At 31.5% G+C, this 22,699-nt stretch carries 21 protein-coding genes; 6 read left to right on the forward strand and 15 right to left on the reverse strand.

The annotated features are described in order from the left end of the window. Positions 1–52 precede the first annotated feature (52 nt). Complete coding sequence (locus tag RWN11_RS03560; protein ID WP_314160415.1) at positions 53–688, forward strand: YigZ family protein; 636 nt, start codon at positions 53–55, stop codon at positions 686–688. Positions 689–740: 52 nt separating this feature from the next. Here RWN11_RS03560 and RWN11_RS03565 read toward each other — a convergent pair whose 3' ends face one another. The 3 genes from RWN11_RS03565 to RWN11_RS03575 all read right to left on the reverse strand — a co-directional run bounded on the left by RWN11_RS03565 (position 741) and on the right by RWN11_RS03575 (position 4,037). Continuing rightward, the gene (locus RWN11_RS03565) at positions 741–1,379 is read right to left on the reverse strand and encodes an NAD(P)H-dependent oxidoreductase (RefSeq protein WP_314160416.1); all 639 of its coding nucleotides are present in this window, start codon (positions 1,377–1,379) and stop codon (positions 741–743) included. A 71-nt stretch (positions 1,380–1,450) separates the two neighbouring features. Next, entirely contained in the window at positions 1,451–2,758 is a 1,308-nt protein-coding gene (locus RWN11_RS03570) for an aspartate kinase (protein WP_314160417.1), read from the reverse strand. Between the two features lie 124 nt (positions 2,759–2,882). Beyond that, entirely contained in the window at positions 2,883–4,037 is a 1,155-nt protein-coding gene (locus RWN11_RS03575; RefSeq protein WP_314160418.1) for a homoserine dehydrogenase, read from the reverse strand. A gap of 256 nt (positions 4,038–4,293) precedes the next feature. On the opposite strand from RWN11_RS03575, the gene thrC reads away from it, so the two are divergent. The 3 genes from thrC to asd all read left to right on the forward strand — a co-directional run bounded on the left by thrC (position 4,294) and on the right by asd (position 7,813). Then, positions 4,294–5,766 carry a threonine synthase gene (gene thrC, locus RWN11_RS03580; protein ID WP_314160419.1) on the forward strand — a complete coding sequence of 491 codons (1,473 nt, stop codon included), beginning with the start codon at positions 4,294–4,296 and terminating at the stop codon, positions 5,764–5,766. After that, positions 5,766–6,647 (forward strand): homoserine kinase, encoded by an 882-nt coding sequence (gene thrB / locus RWN11_RS03585; protein ID WP_314160420.1) that lies wholly within the window; start codon positions 5,766–5,768, stop codon positions 6,645–6,647. The genes thrC and thrB overlap by 1 nt, the downstream gene beginning before the upstream one ends. Positions 6,648–6,736: 89 nt before the next feature. Further along, complete coding sequence (gene asd, locus RWN11_RS03590) at positions 6,737–7,813, forward strand: aspartate-semialdehyde dehydrogenase (protein WP_314160421.1); 1,077 nt, start codon at positions 6,737–6,739, stop codon at positions 7,811–7,813. Between the two features lie 64 nt (positions 7,814–7,877). Here asd and RWN11_RS03595 read toward each other — a convergent pair whose 3' ends face one another. The 4 genes from RWN11_RS03595 to RWN11_RS03610 form a co-directional block, all read right to left on the reverse strand. Beyond that, on the reverse strand, positions 7,878–8,984 hold the full coding sequence (locus RWN11_RS03595; RefSeq protein WP_314160422.1) for a Gfo/Idh/MocA family oxidoreductase: 1,107 nt from the start codon (positions 8,982–8,984) through the stop codon (positions 7,878–7,880). A 224-nt stretch (positions 8,985–9,208) separates the two neighbouring features. Then, entirely contained in the window at positions 9,209–9,385 is a 177-nt protein-coding gene (rpmF, locus tag RWN11_RS03600; RefSeq protein ID WP_003147267.1) for a 50S ribosomal protein L32, read from the reverse strand. A gap of 32 nt (positions 9,386–9,417) precedes the next feature. After that, entirely contained in the window at positions 9,418–9,924 is a 507-nt protein-coding gene (locus RWN11_RS03605; protein WP_314090718.1) for a YceD family protein, read from the reverse strand. A gap of 87 nt (positions 9,925–10,011) precedes the next feature. Continuing rightward, positions 10,012–10,914 carry a 1,4-dihydroxy-2-naphthoate polyprenyltransferase gene (locus RWN11_RS03610; protein ID WP_314160423.1) on the reverse strand — a complete coding sequence of 301 codons (903 nt, stop codon included), beginning with the start codon at positions 10,912–10,914 and terminating at the stop codon, positions 10,012–10,014. A 162-nt stretch (positions 10,915–11,076) separates the two neighbouring features. Here RWN11_RS03610 and RWN11_RS03615 point away from each other — a divergent pair, with 162 nt between their 5' ends. After that, positions 11,077–11,940 carry an NAD(P)-dependent oxidoreductase gene (locus RWN11_RS03615; RefSeq protein ID WP_314160424.1) on the forward strand — a complete coding sequence of 288 codons (864 nt, stop codon included), beginning with the start codon at positions 11,077–11,079 and terminating at the stop codon, positions 11,938–11,940. Between the two features lie 14 nt (positions 11,941–11,954). On the opposite strand, the gene RWN11_RS03620 is transcribed toward RWN11_RS03615, so the two are convergent. The 8 genes from RWN11_RS03620 to hrcA form a co-directional block, all read right to left on the reverse strand. After that, complete coding sequence (locus tag RWN11_RS03620) at positions 11,955–12,818, reverse strand: LD-carboxypeptidase (protein WP_314160425.1); 864 nt, start codon at positions 12,816–12,818, stop codon at positions 11,955–11,957. Continuing rightward, a complete protein-coding gene (locus RWN11_RS03625) occupies positions 12,818–13,879 on the reverse strand; it encodes a hypothetical protein (protein WP_314160426.1) in 1,062 nt (353 codons plus the stop codon). The genes RWN11_RS03620 and RWN11_RS03625 overlap by 1 nt, the downstream gene beginning before the upstream one ends. 81 nt (positions 13,880–13,960) lie before the next feature. Beyond that, the gene (locus RWN11_RS03630; RefSeq protein WP_314160427.1) at positions 13,961–15,025 is read right to left on the reverse strand and encodes a hypothetical protein; all 1,065 of its coding nucleotides are present in this window, start codon (positions 15,023–15,025) and stop codon (positions 13,961–13,963) included. Positions 15,026–15,041: 16 nt separating this feature from the next. Then, positions 15,042–15,989, reverse strand: a complete 948-nt coding sequence (locus RWN11_RS03635; protein WP_314160428.1) for an HD domain-containing protein — start codon at positions 15,987–15,989, stop codon at positions 15,042–15,044. Between the two features lie 190 nt (positions 15,990–16,179). Continuing rightward, a complete protein-coding gene (gene dnaJ, locus RWN11_RS03640; RefSeq protein ID WP_314160429.1) occupies positions 16,180–17,331 on the reverse strand; it encodes a molecular chaperone DnaJ in 1,152 nt (383 codons plus the stop codon). Positions 17,332–17,407: 76 nt separating this feature from the next. Next, the gene (gene dnaK, locus RWN11_RS03645; protein ID WP_314160430.1) at positions 17,408–19,231 is read right to left on the reverse strand and encodes a molecular chaperone DnaK; all 1,824 of its coding nucleotides are present in this window, start codon (positions 19,229–19,231) and stop codon (positions 17,408–17,410) included. 218 nt (positions 19,232–19,449) lie between these two features. Further along, on the reverse strand, positions 19,450–20,019 hold the full coding sequence (gene grpE, locus RWN11_RS03650; RefSeq protein WP_314160431.1) for a nucleotide exchange factor GrpE: 570 nt from the start codon (positions 20,017–20,019) through the stop codon (positions 19,450–19,452). Positions 20,020–20,032: 13 nt separating this feature from the next. Continuing rightward, positions 20,033–21,046 (reverse strand): heat-inducible transcriptional repressor HrcA, encoded by a 1,014-nt coding sequence (gene hrcA, locus RWN11_RS03655; RefSeq protein WP_314160432.1) that lies wholly within the window; start codon positions 21,044–21,046, stop codon positions 20,033–20,035. A 398-nt stretch (positions 21,047–21,444) separates the two neighbouring features. Here hrcA and prfB point away from each other — a divergent pair, with 398 nt between their 5' ends. Next, entirely contained in the window at positions 21,445–22,563 is a 1,119-nt protein-coding gene (gene prfB, locus RWN11_RS03660; protein WP_314160433.1) for a peptide chain release factor 2, read from the forward strand. Positions 22,564–22,699 lie beyond the last annotated feature (136 nt).

The raw sequence follows: 22,699 nt of genomic DNA on the forward strand, positions 1-22,699 counted from the left end.
ATCATAATTAATATAGTAAATTCAGCAAATTATAAATTACAAAGGAGGTACTATGACGAAGAAATTTATTACAATCAAAGAAGATTCATACGATGAATTCATTGAAAAAAAATCTACATTTATTACTCATCTAATTAGAATCAATAGCGAAGAAGAAGCTAGGGAATTTATTCAAAAAATGAAGAAAAAACACTACGATGCTACTCATGTTTGCTCTTGTTACGTATATGGCAATAATAATGAAATAACTCGTGCTAACGATGATGGTGAACCAAGTGGAACTGCTGGAGCTCCGATGTTAGACGTACTAGTAAAAAACGAAATAAAAAATGTCTGTGCCACAGTCATAAGATATTTTGGTGGGACTAAACTAGGAACTGGTGGTTTAGTCCGTGCATATGGTGGTGGTGTAATTAACGCGCTAAAAAATTCAACATTAGTAGAAAGAAAAGACGCTTTTGAAGTTAGACTAGAATTAGATTATAGTCTAAACGGAAAAATAGAATATGAAATTGGAAAAACTAATTTTATCGTGAATAACCTAGAATATACCGACAAAATAGTTTATACAATTTATGTGATGCAAGAAGATTATGATAACTTTGAAAATTGGATTGCTAACCTAACTAACGGTCAATTCAAAATTCTATCTTCTAAAGAAAAACAACTAGAATTTGATATTAAATAAAGATAAGAAGGAATCAGAAACCATATTAAACAGCCTCTTATTCCTTCTTAGCTTATTTTTTATTCTTTCTCGAAAATTCTTCTATCCACTCTTCTAACTCACGTATACCCTTTTCTACTATATCTTTTTTATTATTAACTGCTAAATCTAACCCTTCTACTCTTAGAACTTTTACTTTATCTATTCCTAGTACGCTAAATATCCCCCTGACATATTGAACTGCAAAGTCCAGATTAGTATATTGAATATGCTTATCAAATTCTCCCCCACTTGTTATAACAAACATTATCTGCTTATTGCTCTTATCTAAACCTATTAAAGATTCTTCCTCACATTTAAATGTCTCATTTACTATTACGATATTATCAATGTAATCTTTAAATTTTGATACTACATTAAAATTATGAAGAGGCATATAAATAAAAACTGCTTCAGCACTCTTCCATTGTGCCAATAACTCTTTTTGCCTAATTTTATCATGTTGTTCTTTTTCTATTAATTGTACTCCCTCATAATTGAACATAAACTTATCCATGACTGGAATATGAATACTCGGATCATATAGATTTATATTTTCTATATCTTTAAATCCTTCTTCGATTAATTTTTTTTCACCAATGTTAGCTAGAATATTAGAAACTCTATGTTCACCGTTATAATCAGGATGACACATAATCTGTAAAATTTTCATAAAATCACCTCAAAAAAATCTTGTTGTAAGAAATAGCTCCTCATCTAAAATAAGATAAGAAGCTATTAATATTATTTGAATTCTGAGTAAATAGTATTTATAGTTTTTTCATAATCGTTATTATGAACACCTACGATAATATTAATTTCATCATTAGTTTGTGAAATCAGTGCAATATTCACCCCAGCTTCCCCTAAAGCTTTGAATAATCTACCAGATAATCCCTTTGTATTTTTCATTTTTTCACCAACTGTAGCGATAAGTGAAATTTCGTGAGTTACATTTATCTCATCAGCTTCAAGAACTGCTTTAATTTTCGCTACTAACTCATGAATAAACGGTCTCACATTACCAGTTTCAACAACTACTGAGAATGAGTCGATTCCACTAGGAATATGCTCAATACTAACATTAAAGTCTTCAAAAATCTTAAGTGTTTTCCCAATTAAACCAACTTCATTTGCCATGTGACGTTTTTTAATTGTAATAATAGAGAAATCTTTTTTCCCTGCAATACCTGTAACGATTTGCTTTTCATCAAGGTGTTTATTATCAGAAATAATAGTCCCCTCTGCTGTTGGATCATTTGTATTACGAATTTGAATTGGAATATCTTTATCACGAACAGGGAAGATTGCTTCTTCATGAAGAACACTTGCACCCATATATGAAAGTTCACGAAGTTCTGTATAACTAATAACTTTAATTTCATGTGGATTTTCAATAATACGAGGGTCTGCCATTAAAATTCCAGATACGTCAGTCCAGTTCTCATATACACTCGCATTTGCAATATTAGCGACAATCGCTCCACTAACGTCTCCACCACCACGAGTCATAATCTTAATTTCTCCATTCGGTCTACTTCCATAGAAGCCTGGAATAAGAAGACGATCATACTCTTTTACAATCGCATCAAACGCTGCTTGAGTTTTTTCAAAGTCAATCTCACCTTGATAATTATAGAAAATTAAGTCTTTAGCATCAACAAAGTGATATCCTAAATATTCAGCCATTAATAATGCTGTTAAATATTCACCACGACTTACTAGGTACTCTTCATCGATTCCTTTACTAATTTCCGCTTTTAACTTAGTCAGTTCTCCTTCAATATCGAATTTTAAGTTTAATTCGTTTTTGATTGCTACGAATTTATCTTCAATCATTTTAAAGATATTATCAAAATTAATATTGTACTTAGTATGCGCATAACATAGGTATAATAAGTCTGTTACCTTATTATCTTCTTTATTTGCTTTCCCTACAGCACTTACTACAACAAAACGACGTGCATCGTCTAATTCTACAATATTCTTAACTTTTTTAAACTGTTCAGCACTCGCTACCGAACTCCCACCAAATTTTGATACTCTAACCATCTTATCTCCTTTTTCTATTAATATCTTTTGTATAATTTATCACTAATATATATTATATAACTATTTACAAAAAAATCAATGAATTTTCTGAAAAATCTAAATTTTAATTTTAATAATTATTTTATTATTTATGGAATTTAGCAACAACAAATTTACCGTCTCTTTCTTTCACTTCTGCAACTAAATCAGTAAGTTGTTTTAATGAAATTTCTTTTGTTTTAACATAGAAATTCCCTTTATATTGTTCTACACTTTCTACCAATTCCCCTGATAATTTTACAGATGAACGAACCAAATAATTTCTTCTAGTTAATTCTTCTGAATAAGATAAATTATTCTTAATTACAACATCAACCCTTGTTGAACCTTCATTAATGTCTACTATATCTTGAACAATAGCATTCCCTGTTGGGAATTTTCCTGCACCTTGTCCATAGAACTTAAGCTCCCCTATAAATGAACCATCTAAAGAAATAATATTGTTATTTAATGGTACTGCTGCTTCTTGAGATTCTTTTCCAAAAATAGAAAGCATTACAGAAGTTTCATACTTACCACATTCTACATTTGTTTCTCCAATATATTTAACAGCTAAATCATATTGTTTTAAATAGTCGATATCATTTTTAGTAATGTTTCTCATAGAATATGTAGGAAAACCAGGTTGAACATGAATATCAAAAGCAAGTGCATTACTTAAGATAATCTTATTCACAACATCTCCACCATCAACATCAGCACTTGGATCAGCTTCTGCATAACCTAAATCTTGTGCTGTTTTTAATGTAGAATCAAATTCTTGATTGTTTCTATACATATTATCAAGAATAAAATTACTTGTTCCATTGAAGATACCATATACACGTTTTACTTCATCAACACGTCTAGTTCTTTCTAAGTTTACAAGCCAAGGAATTCCTCCACCTACACTAGCTTCAAAAATAAACTTCACATTATTTTTCTCAGCTAATTCAACAAATTCATCTAAATATTTTGCAGCAACGGCCTTATTAGCTGTAACAACGTGTTTTCCATTCTCTAGTGATCTTTTAATAAAATCATACGCAGGGTTAAGTCCTCCAAGACACTCAACAACTACTGAGATTTCTTCATCATTAATAATTTCATTAATATCATCGGTAGCTAAGTGCATCTTATCACGGCTTCTTGCAAAAACACTCTTTACTTCTAATTTCTTTAATTCCTCTGTATTTCCATTTGTTATTATCTCATAAACTCCACTACCTACAGTTCCATATCCTAAAATCGCTATCTTCATAATTATTTTCTCCTAAATTCAATTTTTATTTTCAATTATATTTAAAAGTTTATCAAGTATTTTTCCCATGTCAATTATTCAATATCAAGAATTTTCAAAAAATTTCATTTTTTTGACTATTTTGACTGTTTTTATAACCTATTTTGGTGTAAAATTATAGTTATAAAAATTTTTAAGGTTCTTTTTATAAAAAACACTTGTATTTTTACAAAGAACATTGTATCATATATACAACGATAAAGCAAGGAGATTTTAAATGATTTACGAAAGTACAAGAGATATTAATAGAAAATTAAATCCAAGTGAAGCTATTCTTCAAGGTTTAAGTGAAGAAGGTGGACTTTTCGTTTTAAGAGATTTAGGAAAGAATAAATTAGACTTAGAAAAACTAATCGGAAAAAGTTATTACGAAGTGGCTGAAGCAGTGTTAAGACTTTTTGTCGATTTCAGTGATGAAGAAATTAAAAACTGTGTTGAAGAAGCATATAGAGGTAAATTTTCTCACGAAAACATCACTCCTCTAGTAGAATTAAAAGACGGACATATCCTTGAATTATTCAATGGACCTACTAGTGCATTTAAAGATGTCGGTCTATCACTTCTTCCACAACTAACAAAAACTGCTTTAACAAAAGTAGAAAATAAAAACGACATTCTTATTTTAACTGCGACTAGTGGAGACACTGGTAAAGCTGCTCTAGAAGGTTTCAAGGATGTAGATAGAACAAAAATCATGGTCTTCTACCCTAACGATGGTGTAAGTACAGTACAAAAAACACAAATGCAAACTCAAGAAGGAAAAAATACGAAAGTTTGTGCAATTCACGGAAACTTTGACGATGCTCAAAGTGGAATTAAAGAACTATTTGTTGATGAAGAATTCAAAAAAGAATTACTTTCTAAAAACATTAAGTTATCAAGTGCAAACTCAATCAACATCGGACGTCTTATTCCTCAAGTAGTTTACTACGTTGTTTCATACCTAGATTTAGTAAATACAAATAAAATTAAATTAAATGATAAAGTAAACTTTGTTGTACCTACTGGTAATTTCGGTAACATTCTTGCTGGTTACTATGCTGAACAAATCGGTTTACCTGTTAACAAATTAATCTGTGCAAGCAACAACAATAATGTACTTTATGATTTCTTAACGACTGGTATATATGATAAGAACAGAGACTTCTTAAAAACAGTATCACCAAGTATGGATATCTTAATTTCTAGTAACTTAGAGCGTCTACTTTACTACGTTAGCGGTTGTGATAATGAATATATCGCTAAGCTTATGAAAGATTTAAAAGAAACTGGACGTTTCGAAGTTACAGGTGACGTACTGACTAAGATTAAAGATAAATTCCAAGCTGGATTTGCTGATGACGAACAAACTAAAGAAACTATCAAAGCTATCTACGAAAAAGATAACTATCTATTAGATACACACACTGCAGTAGCCTATAAGGTTCTTCTTGAAAACTTAGATAATGAGCATGCTAGCATCGTACTATCAACAGCGTCTCCATATAAGTTCACAGAAAGTGTCTACTCTTCTCTATTCGAAACTCAAGGTGAAGACGAATTTACTCTTATGAACAAACTTCACAAGCAAACTAAGGTAGTTATCCCTGAAAACTTAAGAGACCTTGATAAAAAAGAAATTAGACATAAAGATGTAATTAATAAAGAAGACATGAAGAAATACATCTTAGAGAAACTAGGTGATTTATAATGGTGAGTGTTCGTGTACCTGCCACTTCTGCGAATGTTGGATGTGGTTTTGATAGCCTTGGTGTAGCTTTGACACTTTACACTACATTTAAATTCGAGAAATTAGACAGTGGACTTGAATTTGAAGGATTTGAAGAACGTTTTTCAAATGAAAATAATCTAGTTTATCAAACATTACTGACTACACTAAAAAAATTAAACAAGGATATTTCTGGTGTTAAAATATCTATCGAAAATGATGTACCAATTAGCCGTGGTTTAGGTAGTAGCTCTACATGTGTAGTTGCCGGAATTTATGGTGCTTACTTATTAACTGACACGCCTATTAATAAACAAGAAATCTTTACAATAGCTAACGAAATCGAAGGACACCCTGATAATGTTTCACCAGCTATTTTCGGAAGTCTAAGCTCATCTTGTACTACTGATAGTAAAGAAGCGGTAACTGTAAGATACGAGGTTGATGAAAGATTTAATTTCTTAGCACTAATTCCAAACTTCGAAACTTCTACTGAAGAAGCTAGAAAGGTAATGCCAAAAGAAATTAAGCTTCAAGATGCTATTTACTCAATGTCGCGTATTGGTTCGGTTATTAAGGCATTTGAAACTTATGATCTAGAACTTCTTAAAAAGGTTATGGGAGATAAAATCCACGAACCTTATAGAAAAGAAATAATACATGAATATCACGAAGTAAGAGAAATCTGTGAAAAGATTGATAGTTCAGCATTTTTCATTTCTGGAAGTGGTTCTACATTAATGAATATCGTTAGCGATACTAGCAATATTGAAAAAATAAAAACTGAACTTGCTAAATTAAAATACAACTGGCAAGCAATTTTATTAAAAGTTGATAAAGAAGGAACAGTAGTTCTAAATTAATACGTTAAAAATTTTTGAACTTCTTCTTTTATTCCAGAGAGGGAGTTCATTTTGAAATAATTTTATATAAATAAAGGAGAAATTTTATTATGCAAAAATCAAGAGTAGCCGTACTAGGGGCAACAGGAATGGTAGGTCAACGCCTATTAGTATTATTAGAAAATCACCCATACTTCGATGTTGTAAAATTAGCAGCATCACCTCGTTCTGCTGGTAAAAAATATGGAGAACTTATGGAAAGCCGTTGGAAATTAGACCACGCAGTTCCAGAATATACTAAGGAATTAGTTGTTGAAGACTTATACAAAATTGACGAAGTTTCTGAAGGAATTGATATGGTATTCTGTGCCATTAACCTTGATAAAGAAGCTTTAATCAAACTTGAAGAAGACTATGCTAAACGTGAAGTAGTTGTTGTTTCTAACAACTCTGCAAACAGAAATAAAGATGATGTACCGATGATCATTCCAGAAATCAACTCAGCTCACCTAGATGTTCTTCCTGCGCAAAGAAAACGTCTTGGAACTAAAAAAGGATTCATCGTTACAAAACCTAACTGTTCAATTCAAAGTTACGTACCTATCTTTGAAGCAATTAAAGAGTACGGTGTGAAAGAAGCATCTATCTGCACATATCAAGCTATCTCAGGAAGCGGAAAAACTTTCAACGAATGGCCTGAAATGGTAGAGAATATCATTCCTTATATCGGTGGCGAAGAAGAAAAAAGTGAAAAAGAACCACTTAAAATCTTCGGTAAAGTGGTTGATGGAAAAATCGTTCCAGATAATTCTATGAAACTATCAGCTCAATGTATTCGTGTACCAGTTCTTGATGGACACCTTGCTTGTGTATCATTCAATTTAGAAAATAATCCAGGACTAGAAACTTTAGTTGAAAAAATTAAAAATCATGTTCCTGAAATTGCTAAATACGACTTACCATTAGCACCATCACCATTTATTAAATACTATGAAGAAAACGATCGTCCACAACCAGTACTAGACCGTGATAACGAAAAAGGTATGCAAATTACTGTAGGGCGTCTTCGTGAAGATAACCTATTCGATTACAAATTTGTAGGACTTTCACACAACACATTACGTGGAGCAGCTGGTGGAGCTGTATTAACTGCAGAATTAATTAAAAAATTAGGATACTTAGATTAATATTATAAAATAATACTCCAAGAGAAATTCTCTTGGAGTATTGTTTTTATTAGTCTCTTATTTTCTATTTCACTATTTCTCTCAACTCTACTTTTCTATTTTCTTTTAAAGACAATGTACATGCATCAGCAGTCGCAATTGATTCTAGAGCTGCGACACCATTTAATAGTTTTTCATATTCTTTTGATACTTTTTCTCCATTCAAAATATTATGCAAATACAACATTTCTTTATCTATACAGCTTTGTAACCAAAGAGGGCAACGTACATTAGGATTTCCATAAGCTATTGCTCCGTCCATTCCTCTACCTGTATAAATAGCCGTTCTATCATCATCTTCTTCTTTTGATTCATGGATTAAGAAATAACTCTCTCCTTCTCCCTCTACTCTTAAAGTACCTTTAGTATTATATAAATCTAATTTTATAGTTCCTTTTGTACCTTCTATAAGGACATAGTGTTCACCCCATCTAAATGCATTCCCATATTCAAGTACTGCGTATCGTTTATTAGAAAATTCCAGATTAACTATTAAGAAATCATCTTCATCACCAAAATTTTCACCAACATGACATACATTTCCACCTATCATAGTTGCTTGCTCGGGTAGACCATCCATAATAAATTGAATACAATCAAGTTCATGAATGTGATGGTATAAGTGTCCTCCAGACTGTGATCGATTTTTTTTCCAAGAAACAGTTTCTTGTTTTTCTTCCCATCCTGTTCTTGCAGCATGACAAAATATTACATCTCCTATTTTCCCTTGCTTAATCAATTCTTTTGCGTGACGTACTCCATTAAAAAAGTTCATAATATGACCTGCCATAAAAATCACATTATTTTCTCGACAGGTTTCAACCATAACCTTACAATCTTCATAAGATAAAGCGATTGGTTTTTCACAGAATACATGTTTACCATTCTTAGCGGCTAATAATACTGGCTCACGATGTAAATTACTAGGTGTCGCTACAACAACGCAATCTACATCATCTAGACCTACCAACTCTTCCAACGATGAGCAATTCTTTGCACTAAGTTCCTTAGAAACTTTCTCTCCATTTTCCGGATCAAAAACTGCAGTCACCTTCGCATCTTTTATTTTCTCTAATGAACGCGCTAAGTCTGCACCAAAATAACCTGTTCCAACAATTCCATAATTTGTCATATTAAAATCCCCTTTTCATATTCCTAAACAATTAAGAAATAATATTCTATATCCTTATATTTATTATACAACTTACTAATACAAATTTAAAGATTTATTTTCTGTTCATTTTTAATATAAATTTAAATCTTTAAATGCAAATCTCATATATTTCATTTACTTAACTTAATTTTAAACATAAAAAAACCCTAAGGACACCTCCTTAGGGTTTGGTAATATTTAAATTATTTAACGTCTAGAACTTGTCTACCTTTGTACATACCAGTTTTTCTATCAACACGGTGACCCATTACGTAGTTACCAGTTGTTGCATCGATAGTAATTGATGGTGCAGATAGTTTTTTGTGAGTTCTTCTTTTTCTTTTAGCTGTTTTTGATGTTCTTCTAAAAGGAACTGCCATAGTTAATTTCCTCCAATTATTTTAAATAATTCTTATTGTTCTTTAAATAATCCATTAAGAGCCGCAAATGGTGATTCTTTCTTTTCTTTAACATCAGTTAAAGACTCTTCAGAAACCACTTCCCAGTCATTACCAGAAACCATTTCTAACTCTTCTTCATCAGAAGTAGTTATTGGAATATTTAAAATTATAAGCTCATTTACTAAAGGTGTTAAGTCAATATACATATCCATTAAATTAACGTCGAATACCTCTTCGCCTGCAAATACAGACTTATCAACGTATTCTTCTCTCTCTTCAATTTCAAATGGAACAACCACTTCTTTAAGTGTTTTTCCTGAAATCATTTCGAAACTTCCTTTAATTAATAGATCGGCATAGATTTTATCTTGTCCACCTCGAGTTAATTTTCCACTAACAACAACATCTCTAATATCTTTTAGAGAGTTATCATAGTGTTCTACTTTAACATTTATATTTTCTTCAAAAACAAAAGTATCACTATTATTTTTGAATAACGAAGATCTTAACCATTTCATTAAATATCACCTCATAAACACATTATTTATTATATATCTTTTAGTTTAAGATGTCAACAAAAAAAGTTGACTCTTTTTATATTTTTTTTAGTTCATTAAATATTTCAGTATATTCGCTAACGACATTATAAATCCTACAAAAATCGTTAACTTAGCTGTCAATACCATAAATGGCGCCATTGTTGTTTTGTGATTATTTGTACTAAAACCTTTAATTATTTTTATCGCTAAAGGAATAGTAACTAATACTAATAAATTATGCCATGAAACATATTTTATAACAGCGAATACTATATTTAGCAAATACACTACTACAAAACTGCTTGCCAAAGTTTTTATCGCATTATTTCTTCCGACTAATATTGCATATGTTCTTCTTCCTGATTCTTTATCATTATCTAAATCACGGATATTATTCGCTAATAAAATAGCTCCAATCATTATAAATAACGGTAGTGAAACGACAATAATATCAGCATTTACATATCCAGTTTGGAAGTAAAACGATAAAGAAATAATTATTGTCCCCATAAAAAATCCAGAAACAATTTCTCCAAAAGGAGAATAAGCTATAGGATACTTTCCACCTGTATAAAAATAGCCGGCAAGCATACACACTAATCCTACTAATAGTACATAAAGACTAGTCATAAAAGTTAGAATTAATCCTAGTATAAAAGCTAGCGCGTATAATACCAACGCACCTACCATAACTTCTCGAGGACTTAGATTCCCCTTCACTATCGAACCAGAAATTCCCTCAGAATCTATTTTATCCAAACCATGCTTATAATCATAGTATTCATTAAACAAGTTAGTTGCTGCTTGAATCAACAGACATGCCAGTAAAAATAAAATAAATTTTAAAATCGAAAACTTAATCTCATATCCTAAAGCATAAGTAGCTCCAAATAAAACTGGTGCTATTGATGCTGGATAACTATGTGGTCTTGTACACATGAAAAATTCTTTTAATTTACTTTTATTCACAACATCCTCCTAGTGATCTTCTTACCTTGATTATTATACCATATTTTAAAGTGCTATGATATTAAATTTCTTTCCTACTATTCTATAATCATTTAGCATAACGTTTTCATCGATTTATGATATAATTAAAGAACATAAAACTATTTATTGGAGGCATTCCCTATGAAAATTGCATGGATTGGAACTGGAGTTATGGGCGAAAGTATGGCTGGTCACCTTATGGATGCTGGTCATGAACTTTTCGTTTACAACAGAACAAAGAGTAAAACTGATAACTTAGTAAATCGTGGAGCTACACTTCTTAACGAAGTAAAAGACGCACCTATATTTGCTGATGTAGTATTTACAATAGTAGGTTATCCTAAAGATGTTGAAGAAGTTTATTTGGGTGAAAATGGACTTATTACAACAGCTAAAAAAGGTCAAGTATTTGTAGATATGACTACTTCTTCCCCTACTCTAGCTGAAAAAATTAGTAATGAATTTCTAAAAGTTGGTGCATATGCACTTGATCTTCCAGTAACAGGTGGAGATGTCGGAGCAAAAAATGCTACTCTATCAATTATGGCTGGTGGAGATAAGAAAGTATTCGAAGAAGTTGTTCTTCCACTAGTTGAAAAACTAGGTAAAAATATTACTTATTTTGGTGAAGCTGGTAAAGGACAATATACAAAACTTGCCAATCAGATTGCAATAGCCACAACTATGATTTCTGTCGCTGAGAGCTTTAAATTCGCAAAAAAAGTCGGTTTAGATTTAGACTCATTCTTTAAAACAGTATCAACAGGCTCAGGTGGAAGCTTCTCAATGACTTCATACGGACCACGTATCTTGAATGAAGATTTCAAACCTGGATTCTTTACTCATCACTTTATTAAAGATATGAAATTAGCTTTAGAAGAATGTGAAAAAATGAACATTAAACTACCTGGTCTTGAAACAGCATATAAAATTTACAACGAATTAGAAGAAGAAGTTCGTAACACAAACGGAACTCAAGCAATTTCTAAATGGTATAAACTATAAAAAAATGAGTTGATCTAGACGATCAACTCATTTTTAATTTGTATTTTTTCTCCAATTTTTAATGCTTTAGAATTTTTCGCATGCCCGATTTCTTGTGTTTTAGCTACCGGTAAAGAAGACGGTATATAATCTTGAACAAGTTTAAATAGTCCCTCTATAGAAAATTCTTTTTCAATTTTTGTGAAAGTTCCTATTAATAATCCTGAAATTTTATCAAAAACTCCAATCTGCTTTAACTGTGAAAGATGTGTGGCTAATCCCTCTATAGAAGTTCCTAAGCCTTCTATGAATAACACTTTATTTTCCATTTTAGGAAAATATCGCGTACCAGATAGTTTTAAGAAACATCTAATATTTCCTCCGATTACTTCACCTTCAACACTACTTCCTTGTATAAATTTCCATTTCACATCAAATAGCGTCTGTTCATTTTTCATAAAAGTATTTTCAAAGCTAGTTCTGATTTCTTTACTCTCAATAATATTTAGTATTTGATACAAGTAATTTATTTCATTTGTTTGGCTACCCAGAGCATTTAAGACCGTTGTTAGATCACTATAACCAAAGAAGGGTTTGTAATTTCTTTTTATTGCATCATAGTCTAAATAATCTAATATCTCATTTGCAATATCTCCACCCGAAATATCAAAAATCACTTTTATTTCTTTATTTTTATAAAAGGACATTAACTCCTCAGCTCGAACTTGTGCTTTCACTCCGCGTCCAAATCTATCTCTATAGATATATTTAGTAAAGATAGGTACTAAACCCATCTCTACTAAAATACTTTCTAATTTTTCTAATCTATCTTTATCTTCAATATTTTTTCCATTTGAACATACTACCAATGCTATTTTATCATTATTATTTAATATCATTATTTACTAATACTCTCTACATAATATTTGAATCTACTCTGTCCACCTTCATATTTTTTGTTATTTAGTCGAAGGACTAACTTGCCTTTATATGAAAGATCACTTACAGAAGTAGAAATTGGAATTGTAATCTTGTCCCCTTCTATTTTCCACATATCAGGCTTACTAGGTCCATTTAAGAATATCGATCCATGCCCTCGATAAGTAGCAAGTACCATTTTATCTTTTTTAAAGAAGATTAACTCCCCTTCTTTTAAAACTTTTGAGTACTTTTCTTCGTTTCCTGTTAAATTATCGTCTATTTCTCTATAAATTAAATGTTGAGAATTTTTTAATTTATTCATTACATACTCTGTATCAACTGTTTCAGATTGTAAAGCATTATATGCGTCCACTATCTCAGTTAATCTGATAGGTATATGATTTAGCATCATCTTATCTACTTTAATATGTTTTTGCGGATCAGAAAATTGTGAAATTATTAATGACGCATCTATATCTTTAGATTTTCCATCTAATATATTTGCTGTAATTTCTGCAAATTTTGAAGCAACTTCCTTATTATGCTCTGTGTTCTTAATATCTAATTTTTTCCAAGTTAAATCTGGTTTTTTATACTTTGAAGTAACCTCTTCAGATTTCTCACCTGTATTCTCTACTTTTCCATCTTTAACTTTGTACACTCCAATAATTTCATCTACTTTTTCAAACTTAAATTTATTATAATAGCCACCTTGTTTAAATATGATTCTATCTTCATTTCCTTCTTTTTCTACTGCATAACTTATAGTTGGTGAAAATTGTTTCAACTCTGATAGAACAGCATCCGAAAGTTTTAATTCAGAATTTAAAGCATCCAAATCATTAAATGTTGATAGTTTTTCGATAATAATTGTAGTTTCTTTACTAATTTGTTTCCCATCTACACTTCCTAAATTTTGACTATTATTTACTTGAACTTTATTTTTTAACATATCATAATTTATAAGACCATATGTACACAATATCGCTAAAATTAGTATTGCTCCATAACCTAATATATATTTTATTTTCTTATTCATACGCTTCAAATTCCTTATTTCTCTTTATATATATGAAAAGACAGGAATAAATCCCATCCTTTCAATTATTTTTTTAAAATATTAATTATCTGTTCGACTTTCAATATAGTATTTAGAACGGCTTTGACCGCCTTCATATTTTTTATTATTTAGGCGAAAAACCATTTGTCCTTTAATTTTTCCACCTTCAAAATTGTTTATTAATGGAATTATTATTCTATCCCCTTCTTCAATCCATTTATCTGGTGTTGTTAAGGTCATTCCCATAGCACCACCAATTCCGCCAAATGCTGCTAGATACATTTTATCTTTTTTGAAGTAAATAACCTCTCCATTACCGATACTCTTATTATACTTAGATTCATTACCTTTATAGCTATCATCAACTTCTCTATACTTAGCTTGTTTTAGTGCAGAAACTTTTTTATAAACCTGATCTGCATTAAATATATCCGGTGATGCAGCATTATACATATCAGTGATTTCTGCCAATGACATTGGTACAATAGTAAGTCCTAATTGAGCATCTCTAACATGCTTACTAAAATCAGATGAATATGCAAAAATACCTAACATATTATCTAATCCACCACCTAGACCAACAGCAAAGTACTTATCAGCAATTGCCTTTGCAGCACCTTTGTCATGCTCTTTATTATCTAAATTTAAATTATTCCATTTTAATTTATCATTATTATTAATTTTAGAACTAATTTTTCCTAAATCATCACCTGTTGATGTTAATTTTCCACCATCAACCTTATAAGAACCGATAATTTCATTAATTCCATTGACCTTGCGATCTGCTAAATATCCACCTAAACGGAAATAAATTTTATCATAACCTTCACTATTATCAACCGTATAATAAACAGATGGTGCATACTTTTTAAGTATATCAACAACTGATTGAGATAAATGTAATTCTGAATTAAGTGCATCAATATCATTTAAAGAAGATATTTTCTCAATAATTATCGTTGTCTCTTTATCTAATTTTTTCCCATCTACACTACCTAAGTTCTCACTATTGTTGGAAGTTGAATTTTCGCGCATTTCTTCGTATTTGATAATCCCAAATACACATATTACCGCTGCAATAAATATAGCAACAAAACCTAATAAATATTTCATTCCTTTATTCATATCTTTTCTCTTTTCCTTAATTGTTTTCTCTATCAAATGTAGGAACATAGAAGTGCCTTCCTTCTAAACCAAACAATTTATCACTAAATGTACCTGGTTCTACATTCGCTAAATTTTTCTCAAACATCATCATTCTTGCATCAATATTATCGATAAAATGAATAATCTCCGCCTCTTTTATCATTGGTAATTTTGGTGAGCCAAATTCATACTTACCATGATGAGCAAGAATCATATGTCTTAACAATGTAATTTCTTCAGCTTCAATACCAAGTTTATCAGCCATTCGAGCTACTTCATCACTCATAATAACAATATGCCCTAGAAGCTCTCCCTCTAATGTGTAAGTAGTACCTACAGGTCCACTTAACTCAATAGTTTTTCCTAAATCATGTAAAATAATTCCACTATATAATAAATCTTTATTCAGTGATGGATAAATAGCTACTAAAGCTTTTGCTATTTTCAACATTGTAGTAGTATGATAAATTAATCCCGAATAAAAATCGTGGTGCATCGACTTAGCCGCAGGATAACTAACAAATTGTTTTTTATATTTATTTAACAATTCAATAGTAACTGTTCTTAAATTATCATTTCCGATTTCTTTTAAGAAATAATTCAATTCATTTATCATTACATCTTTTGGTACTGGTGCGATTTGAATATAATCTTGAATATCTATATTATCTTCATCAGTAGCCATTCTATAGTTTCTGATTTTTAGTTGTAATTTTCCACGATAATCTAGTAAAGTTCCTTCTACATAAATCATCTTACCAGCTTTTAAATTTTCACTATCTTCTTCTTTAACTTCCCAGATTTTACCATCAATACTTCCTGTTTTATCTTTTAGATAAAGTGTTAAGTACGCTTTCCCACTTGTTGAAATTCCACGTACTACATTATCCAATAATAAAAACATACTAATCTCTTGATCAGTTTTAAACTCATTTATGAACATTTCCTCACTCCTTCTTTCTAGTATATTCTTTATTTCATATTATATTTTACTTTGTATTAGAAAAAAATTCAAATAAATATGGTAATTTAGTTAATAAAACACAAAAAACTCAGGATTTCAATAGTAAATTCAAAACTAAACTTTATATTAATTTTTGAATCTCCAATCTCTATCCTGAGTATGTTAATTATTAATCAAAAAGATCTTTTGCTTTTCTACTAACTTTGTCTAAAAAGCTTTCATCTTCTTCAACTTTTTCATTATTTAATTTAGCAAGTTCTAGGTATAACTCACGTTCTTTAGTTGACAGATTTTTAGGAATTTCAATAGATACCACGATAAAGTGATCTCCTTGTCCATGCCCCATTACACTCTTAACACCTTTACCTGCCAAACGGAATTTACGTCCGTGTTGTGTTCCTGCTGGAACGTTCAATTCAATCTCACCTGTTAAAGTACGTACATCCAGTTTTGTACCAAGAGCAGCCTGTGCTGGAGAAAGTTTCAATTCTGTATAGACATCATCACCTTCTCTGTGGAAATATGAATCCTCAGCAACGATTACTTCTATGAATAAATCACCTGCTGGACCACCATTTTCTCCTGCTCCACCTTTTCCACGAAGGCGAACACGTTGTCCTGAACTGATTCCTTCTGGAATTTCTATTTCGTATTCTACTTCACGATTATTATATCCTTTACCGAAACAGTGTGCACATTTATCTTTTATGATTTTACCACGTCCTTGACATTCAGAACATGTACGTTGACTTTGCATACGTCCGAATGGAGTATCTTGGATTACGGCTTCTTGTCCACTACCATTACATCTGTGACAAGTGTTTACAGATGAAGAATCTTTCGCACCGCTTCCGTGACAGTGATCACATTCTACATCTTTACGAATTTTAATAGTTTTTTTCGTACCGAATACAGCATCTTCAAAGCTTATACGAATTCGGTGTAATAAGTCTTCTCCTTGACGAGGGGCATTTGGATTACGACGCGCTCCTCCACCTCCGAAGAAACTTGAGAAAATATCTCCAAGGTCATCAAAACCACCTGAGAATCCAGAGAAGCCTCCACCGAAACCACCAAAGCCACCATGACCTGCTCCACCTTCAAACGCTGCATGACCAAATTGATCATATTGAGCTTTTTTAGTATCGTCACTTAGCACTTCGTAAGCTTCTGTAATTTCTTTAAATTTATCTTCAGCACCTGGCTCTTTGTTGATATCTGGGTGATATTGTTTTGATAATTTACGATATGCTTTTTTTATCTCAGCTGCACTTGCGCTTTTACTTACGCCAAGTACCTCATAATAATCTCTTTTAGCCATCTTAATCTCTCCTATAATTAATTATTTAACAAAGGGCTAGCGCATAACGCTACCAGCCCTTAGACTATTTATTTAATTATTTTTTCTCAGTGAAGTCTGCATCGATTGTATCATCATCGTTATTAGATGAAGTTGCTCCTGCGTCTGCACCTTGAGCTCCAGCCGCTGCGTTAGCTTGTTCGTAAAGTTTCATAGTCATTTCTTGAACAGCTTTGTTTAATTCATCTTTAGCAGCTTTAATTTCTTCAAAGTTATTGTTTTTAATAGCTTCTTTTAATGTATCATTTTTAGCTTTAATGTTATCTAATAAGCTTTGGTCTACTTTATCTTTAGCTTCTTCTAATGCTTTATCTGCTTGGAATGAAAGTTGATCAGCTTCGTTACGGACATCAGCTTCTTCTTTACGTTTAGCATCTGCATCTGCGTTAGCTTCCGCTTCTTTAACCATTCTATCGATATCAGCATCAGTTAATGAGCTACTTGATTCAATAGTGATTTTTTGTTGTTTTTGAGTTCCAAGATCTTTAGCAGTAACATTTACAATACCATTTTTATCGATATCGAATGTAACTTCGATTTGAGGTACTCCACGTGGTGCTGGTGGTATATCTGAAAGTTGGAATCTTCCAAGAGTTTTGTTATCAGTTGCCATTGGGCGTTCACCTTGTAATACGTGGATATCTACTGCTGGTTGGTTATCTGCAGCTGTAGAGAATACTTGTGATTTAGATGTTGGGATTGTTGTATTTCTTGGAATTAATACTGTCATAACTGATCCCATTGTTTCAATACCTAATGATAATGGAGTTACGTCTAGTAATACTACATCTTTAACATCTCCTGTGATTACTCCACCTTGGATAGCAGCACCCATCGCTACTACTTCATCAGGGTTTACTCCTTTATGAGGCTCTTTACCCATTTCTTTTTTAACAGCTTCTTGTACTGCTGGAATACGAGTAGATCCACCAACTAAGATTACTTGATCAATTTCACTTGGGTTTAGTCCAGCATCTTTAAGTGCTTGACGAGTTGGGATTAATGTTCTTTCTACTAAGCTGTGAGTAAGCTCATCGAATTTAGCGCGAGTTAGTGTGTTTTCTAAGTGAACTGGCCCGTTAGCTCCAGCTGAGATGAATGGTAATGAAATTTGAGTTGAAGTTACACCAGATAAATCTTTTTTAGCTTTTTCTGCTGCATCTTTAAGACGTTGCATTGCCATTTTATCTTGTGATAAATCGATAGCTTGTTCTTTTTTGAATTCTTCTACAAGGTAGTCGATAATAGCTTGGTCAAAGTCATCTCCACCTAGTAAGTTATCTCCTGATGTAGCAAGTACTTCGAATACTCCATCTCCTAATTCTAAGATAGATACGTCGAATGTACCACCACCAAGGTCAAATACTAATACTTTTTGATCTACATCTGTTTTTTCTAATCCGTATGCTAATGCTGCTGCAGTAGGTTCGTTAATGATACGTTCTACTTCTAATCCAGCGATTTTACCTGCATCTTTTGTTGCTTGACGTTGAGCGTCGTTGAAATATGCTGGTACTGTAATAACTGCTTTAGTTACTTTTTCACCAAGATAAGCTTCAGCAGTTGCTTTTAAGTTTTGTAAAATCATTGCTGAGATTTCTTGTGGTGAGTATTTTTTACCATTTACATCTTCTTTGTAATCTGTTCCCATATGACGTTTGATAGAAATTACTGTGTTAGGATTAGTAATTGCTTGACGTTTTGCTACTTCCCCTACTTGAATTTCGTCACCTTTAAATGCTACTACAGAAGGTGTAGTTCTGTTACCTTCTGGGTTAGGGATTACTTTAGCTTCCCCACCTTCTAATACTGATACACATGAGTTAGTTGTTCCTAAGTCGATACCTATAATTTTTGACATATTCTTGTCCTCCTTAAATTTATAATAACTATATTTTCAAATTTATTTGTTAAAATGATTTTCCACTCTAACAAAGTCTAATATTACTTTTTTATCTACGAAGTCAATACTTTCAAATCATTTCGTCACTTCGTTCCTTATTCTTGGTGTAGCTGCGCGATTCTTACTCCTAACTTTTTTCTTCACCTTCTAGGTTTGAAAAAACTAAGGAGTAAGAATTACGAGTTTACTTTCACCATTGCTGGTCTGATTACTCTATCTTTTAGTTTGTAACCTTTTTGGAATGTATCTAAGATTACTCCGCTTTCTTTATCACTCTCTTCTCCTTGCATTACTGCGTGGTGGAAGTTTGGATCGAACTGAGCATTTTCAGTTTCCACCAGTTCAACACCTTCTGATTTAAGCGCTGCTTGTAATCCTTCATATACCATTTGTACACCTTTTAGAACTGTTTGCACTTCTTCATTAGTTGACTCAACTTGTAAAGCACGTTCTAAGTTATCTAAACTTGGTAAGATTTCTGTAATCACTTTTTGACTCTTATAAGCATTTATAGTATCAATTTCTTGATTTTTACGTCGTTTAAAGTTTTCAAATTCTGCGTAAAGACGTAAGTATTTATCTTCTGACGCTTTTACTTCTTCTTGCAGTTTTTCAATTTGTTCTTGTAATAACTCTTCTGCAGTTTTTTCAACTACTTCTTCTGAATCTGTCGTTGTTTCAGTTTCAACAGTTTCTTCTGTTGTTACTTCTTCTTGTAGAGTTTCTTTTTGTTCTTCAGTAGCCATCTCTACCTCCTAATTATTTTAAATTATTATTTAAATTATCACGAACACAAGCTATAAGTGTCATGATTTTTGAATAGTCCATTCTCTTTGGTCCGAATACGGCTATTACACCTTGACCTTTAGATGTGTTATAACTACTAGACACTAATGAAAGATCATCTATATTCCCAAGCTTAAGCTCAGTTCCTATTTTAATAGATGGTTTGTCTGTTACTTCATTATTATCTAAAAGCTCGACTATCTTATCATCTTCTAAGAGCGATACTACTTCTTTTAATTTTTCTACATTGTCTATATCGGGTTGTTTAAGTAAATTGTACTTACCCCCTAATGCTATAGTCTTTTTAATTTTATTTTGCAACAATCTATTTAAAGCCACCACTATCATATCGTAGTTGTTAACTTTGTTCTTTAAATATTTTTCTAACTCACCGTGAATCATTACGTGAGCTGTTGCCATATCTACATCATAAAAGTAGCTTTGTAGAAGTTTATTAATCTCGGCTATATCCTCTGCAGTGAAATCCGCATCAAGTTTATAGTTTTGTTGGAATACTTCTCCTATGTTTGTTACTAATATAACGAGAATGCTACGACTACTTAGAAGAATAACCTCTATCTTATTAATACGCCTATCCGTTTTTGTCGGGGCTAGTATCACCGCCGTACAATCCGTTAAGTCCGATAGTACTATTGCATTTTTTTCTAGATAATTATTTTCCGAGACTATATCATCACCAGAGAGTTGTTTAAGTTTTTCATTCTCACTATTTGATAGTTCATAATCTTTTTTTATGTAATCTACATAATAGCGATAACCTTTTTCCGAAGGTACTCTACCTGATGAAATATGAGTCTTTTTAATCAATCCTTCTTTTTCTAGTTTACTCATATCATTTCTTATCGTTGCCGAACTGAAATCAATATTTTGAGCAATTTGCTTAGAACCTACAGGTTGATTAGTCGTAATAAAATTTTCAACTATAGATTGAAGAATGAGTACTTGTCTATCTATTAACATCGTCATCACCTATTCTCCAATTTTGTGTTTTAGCACTCTAAGTATCTGACTGCTAATCACATATATAATAATATCATTAAGGTCAAAATAAGTCAATAGATTTTTATAATTTTTTTGACTTTTTTTGACCTTTTATTTTACTATTCTACTTACCCTTGATACAATCGCATTTCTAAGAATAATTTTTGATAAAAAATTCAACTAATTATTTCGGATTATTGCTACATAATATTGAAAATAAAATAATAATCTGTAGATGAAGCAACTTATAGCAAGAATTTCTTACCTAATTTCTAAATGTATATTTAATCAAAAAGTATTATAATTTGTTCCTACCTTCCTTGTATCTTCAATAAAATTCTTGTATAATAAGTAAACGAAAGAAGTTATTAGAGGTAAAAATTTTGGAACTTATTGAACTTAGAAAAGAACTCGAAGAAATTAACAAAAAAATAACGGAATTTAAAACTTCATTAAAAATAGAAGATAAAACTGAACGAGTTGCTGAAATTGAAAATATGATGCTAGAAGCTGATTTTTGGAATGATAGCGAAGCAGCTAGTCTACTAGTTACCGAATCAAAAAGTATAAAAAAAGAACTTGATGAATTTAGTGAAATGATAGACTATTTAGAGCACTCTGAAGAGATGGTTGAATTTCTAAAAAATGAAGATGATGAAGAAATTTATCAAGATTTACTAGAAACAGTAGTCAATCTAAAATCAAGTGTCGAAGATTTTAGCTTCAGATTATTATTCTCAGAAGAATATGATAACAACACTGCTATACTTGAAATACATGCCGGTGCTGGTGGAACTGATGCAACAGACTGGTCAGAATTAATGTTACGTATGTATGAAAGGTTTTTCACAAAACAAGGATTAAAATACAGCTACTTAAACTATCAATCTGGTGATATCACTGGGGTTAAATCAGCAACTATAAAAATTGAAGGTGATTTTGCCTATGGCCTATTAAAAGGAGAAAAAGGTGTTCACCGAGTTGTACGTATCTCACCTTTCGATCCGTCTGGTAAAAGACATACGTCGTTCGCTTCAATCGATGTAATTCCAGAATTTAATGAAGATGAGATTAATATAGAAATTAATAATGAAGATTTAAAAATTGATACTTACCGAGCTCAAGGTGCTGGTGGTCAACATATTAATACTACTGACTCTGCCGTTCGTATCACGCACATTCCTACAGGTATCGTCGTTCAATCACAATCCGAACGTAGCCAGATACAAAATAAAGATGCCGCAATGAAAAACTTAAAATCAAAACTTCATCAACTTGAACTAGAAGAAAAAGAAAAAGAATTAGCAGCGATCCGTGGTGAACAAAAAGATATCGGTTGGGGATCACAAATTCGTTCTTATGTATTTACTCCATATACAATGGTAAAAGATCACAGAACAAACCATGAAGTATCTACAGTAGATAAAGTAATGGATGGCGAGATTATTGATTTTATCGATGCTTATCTACATTACAATATTAAAGAAAAAGAAGTATTATAGACAAATACACGTAAGACACTTAAATTGCCTTACGTGTATTTATTTCTATATTTAAATTATAGTTTTTCGTATTCAGCAGGAACATCAAATGGATTTTCTTTATTAATATGATCGTAGAACATAACTCCATTTAAGT

The sequence above is a fragment of the uncultured Gemella sp. genome, from assembly GCF_963519265.1.
In the GTDB taxonomy this organism is placed as follows: domain Bacteria; phylum Bacillota; class Bacilli; order Staphylococcales; family Gemellaceae; genus Gemella.

Bases quoted from the DNA above. Each gene is read 5' to 3' on its own strand.
- thrB (WP_314160420.1), top strand. From the start codon at position 5,766: ATGGTGAGTGTTCGTGTACCTGCCACTTCTGCGAATGTTGGATGTGGT.
- dnaJ (WP_314160429.1), bottom strand. From the start codon at position 17,331: ATGGCTAAAAGAGATTATTATGAGGTACTTGGCGTAAGTAAAAGCGCA.
- RWN11_RS03620 (WP_314160425.1), bottom strand. From the start codon at position 12,818: ATGATATTAAATAATAATGATAAAATAGCATTGGTAGTATGTTCAAAT.
- RWN11_RS03595 (WP_314160422.1), bottom strand. From the start codon at position 8,984: ATGACAAATTATGGAATTGTTGGAACAGGTTATTTTGGTGCAGACTTA.
- asd (WP_314160421.1), top strand. From the start codon at position 6,737: ATGCAAAAATCAAGAGTAGCCGTACTAGGGGCAACAGGAATGGTAGGT.
- thrC (WP_314160419.1), top strand. From the start codon at position 4,294: ATGATTTACGAAAGTACAAGAGATATTAATAGAAAATTAAATCCAAGT.
- rpmF (WP_003147267.1), bottom strand. From the start codon at position 9,385: ATGGCAGTTCCTTTTAGAAGAACATCAAAAACAGCTAAAAGAAAAAGA.
- RWN11_RS03635 (WP_314160428.1), bottom strand. From the start codon at position 15,989: ATGTTCATAAATGAGTTTAAAACTGATCAAGAGATTAGTATGTTTTTA.
- RWN11_RS03565 (WP_314160416.1), bottom strand. From the start codon at position 1,379: ATGAAAATTTTACAGATTATGTGTCATCCTGATTATAACGGTGAACAT.
- RWN11_RS03605 (WP_314090718.1), bottom strand. From the start codon at position 9,924: ATGAAATGGTTAAGATCTTCGTTATTCAAAAATAATAGTGATACTTTT.
- grpE (WP_314160431.1), bottom strand. From the start codon at position 20,019: ATGGCTACTGAAGAACAAAAAGAAACTCTACAAGAAGAAGTAACAACA.
- RWN11_RS03630 (WP_314160427.1), bottom strand. From the start codon at position 15,025: ATGAATAAAGGAATGAAATATTTATTAGGTTTTGTTGCTATATTTATT.
- RWN11_RS03575 (WP_314160418.1), bottom strand. From the start codon at position 4,037: ATGAAGATAGCGATTTTAGGATATGGAACTGTAGGTAGTGGAGTTTAT.
- RWN11_RS03615 (WP_314160424.1), top strand. From the start codon at position 11,077: ATGAAAATTGCATGGATTGGAACTGGAGTTATGGGCGAAAGTATGGCT.
- RWN11_RS03625 (WP_314160426.1), bottom strand. From the start codon at position 13,879: ATGAATAAGAAAATAAAATATATATTAGGTTATGGAGCAATACTAATT.
- hrcA (WP_314160432.1), bottom strand. From the start codon at position 21,046: ATGACGATGTTAATAGATAGACAAGTACTCATTCTTCAATCTATAGTT.
- dnaK (WP_314160430.1), bottom strand. From the start codon at position 19,231: ATGTCAAAAATTATAGGTATCGACTTAGGAACAACTAACTCATGTGTA.
- RWN11_RS03570 (WP_314160417.1), bottom strand. From the start codon at position 2,758: ATGGTTAGAGTATCAAAATTTGGTGGGAGTTCGGTAGCGAGTGCTGAA.
- RWN11_RS03560 (WP_314160415.1), top strand. From the start codon at position 53: ATGACGAAGAAATTTATTACAATCAAAGAAGATTCATACGATGAATTC.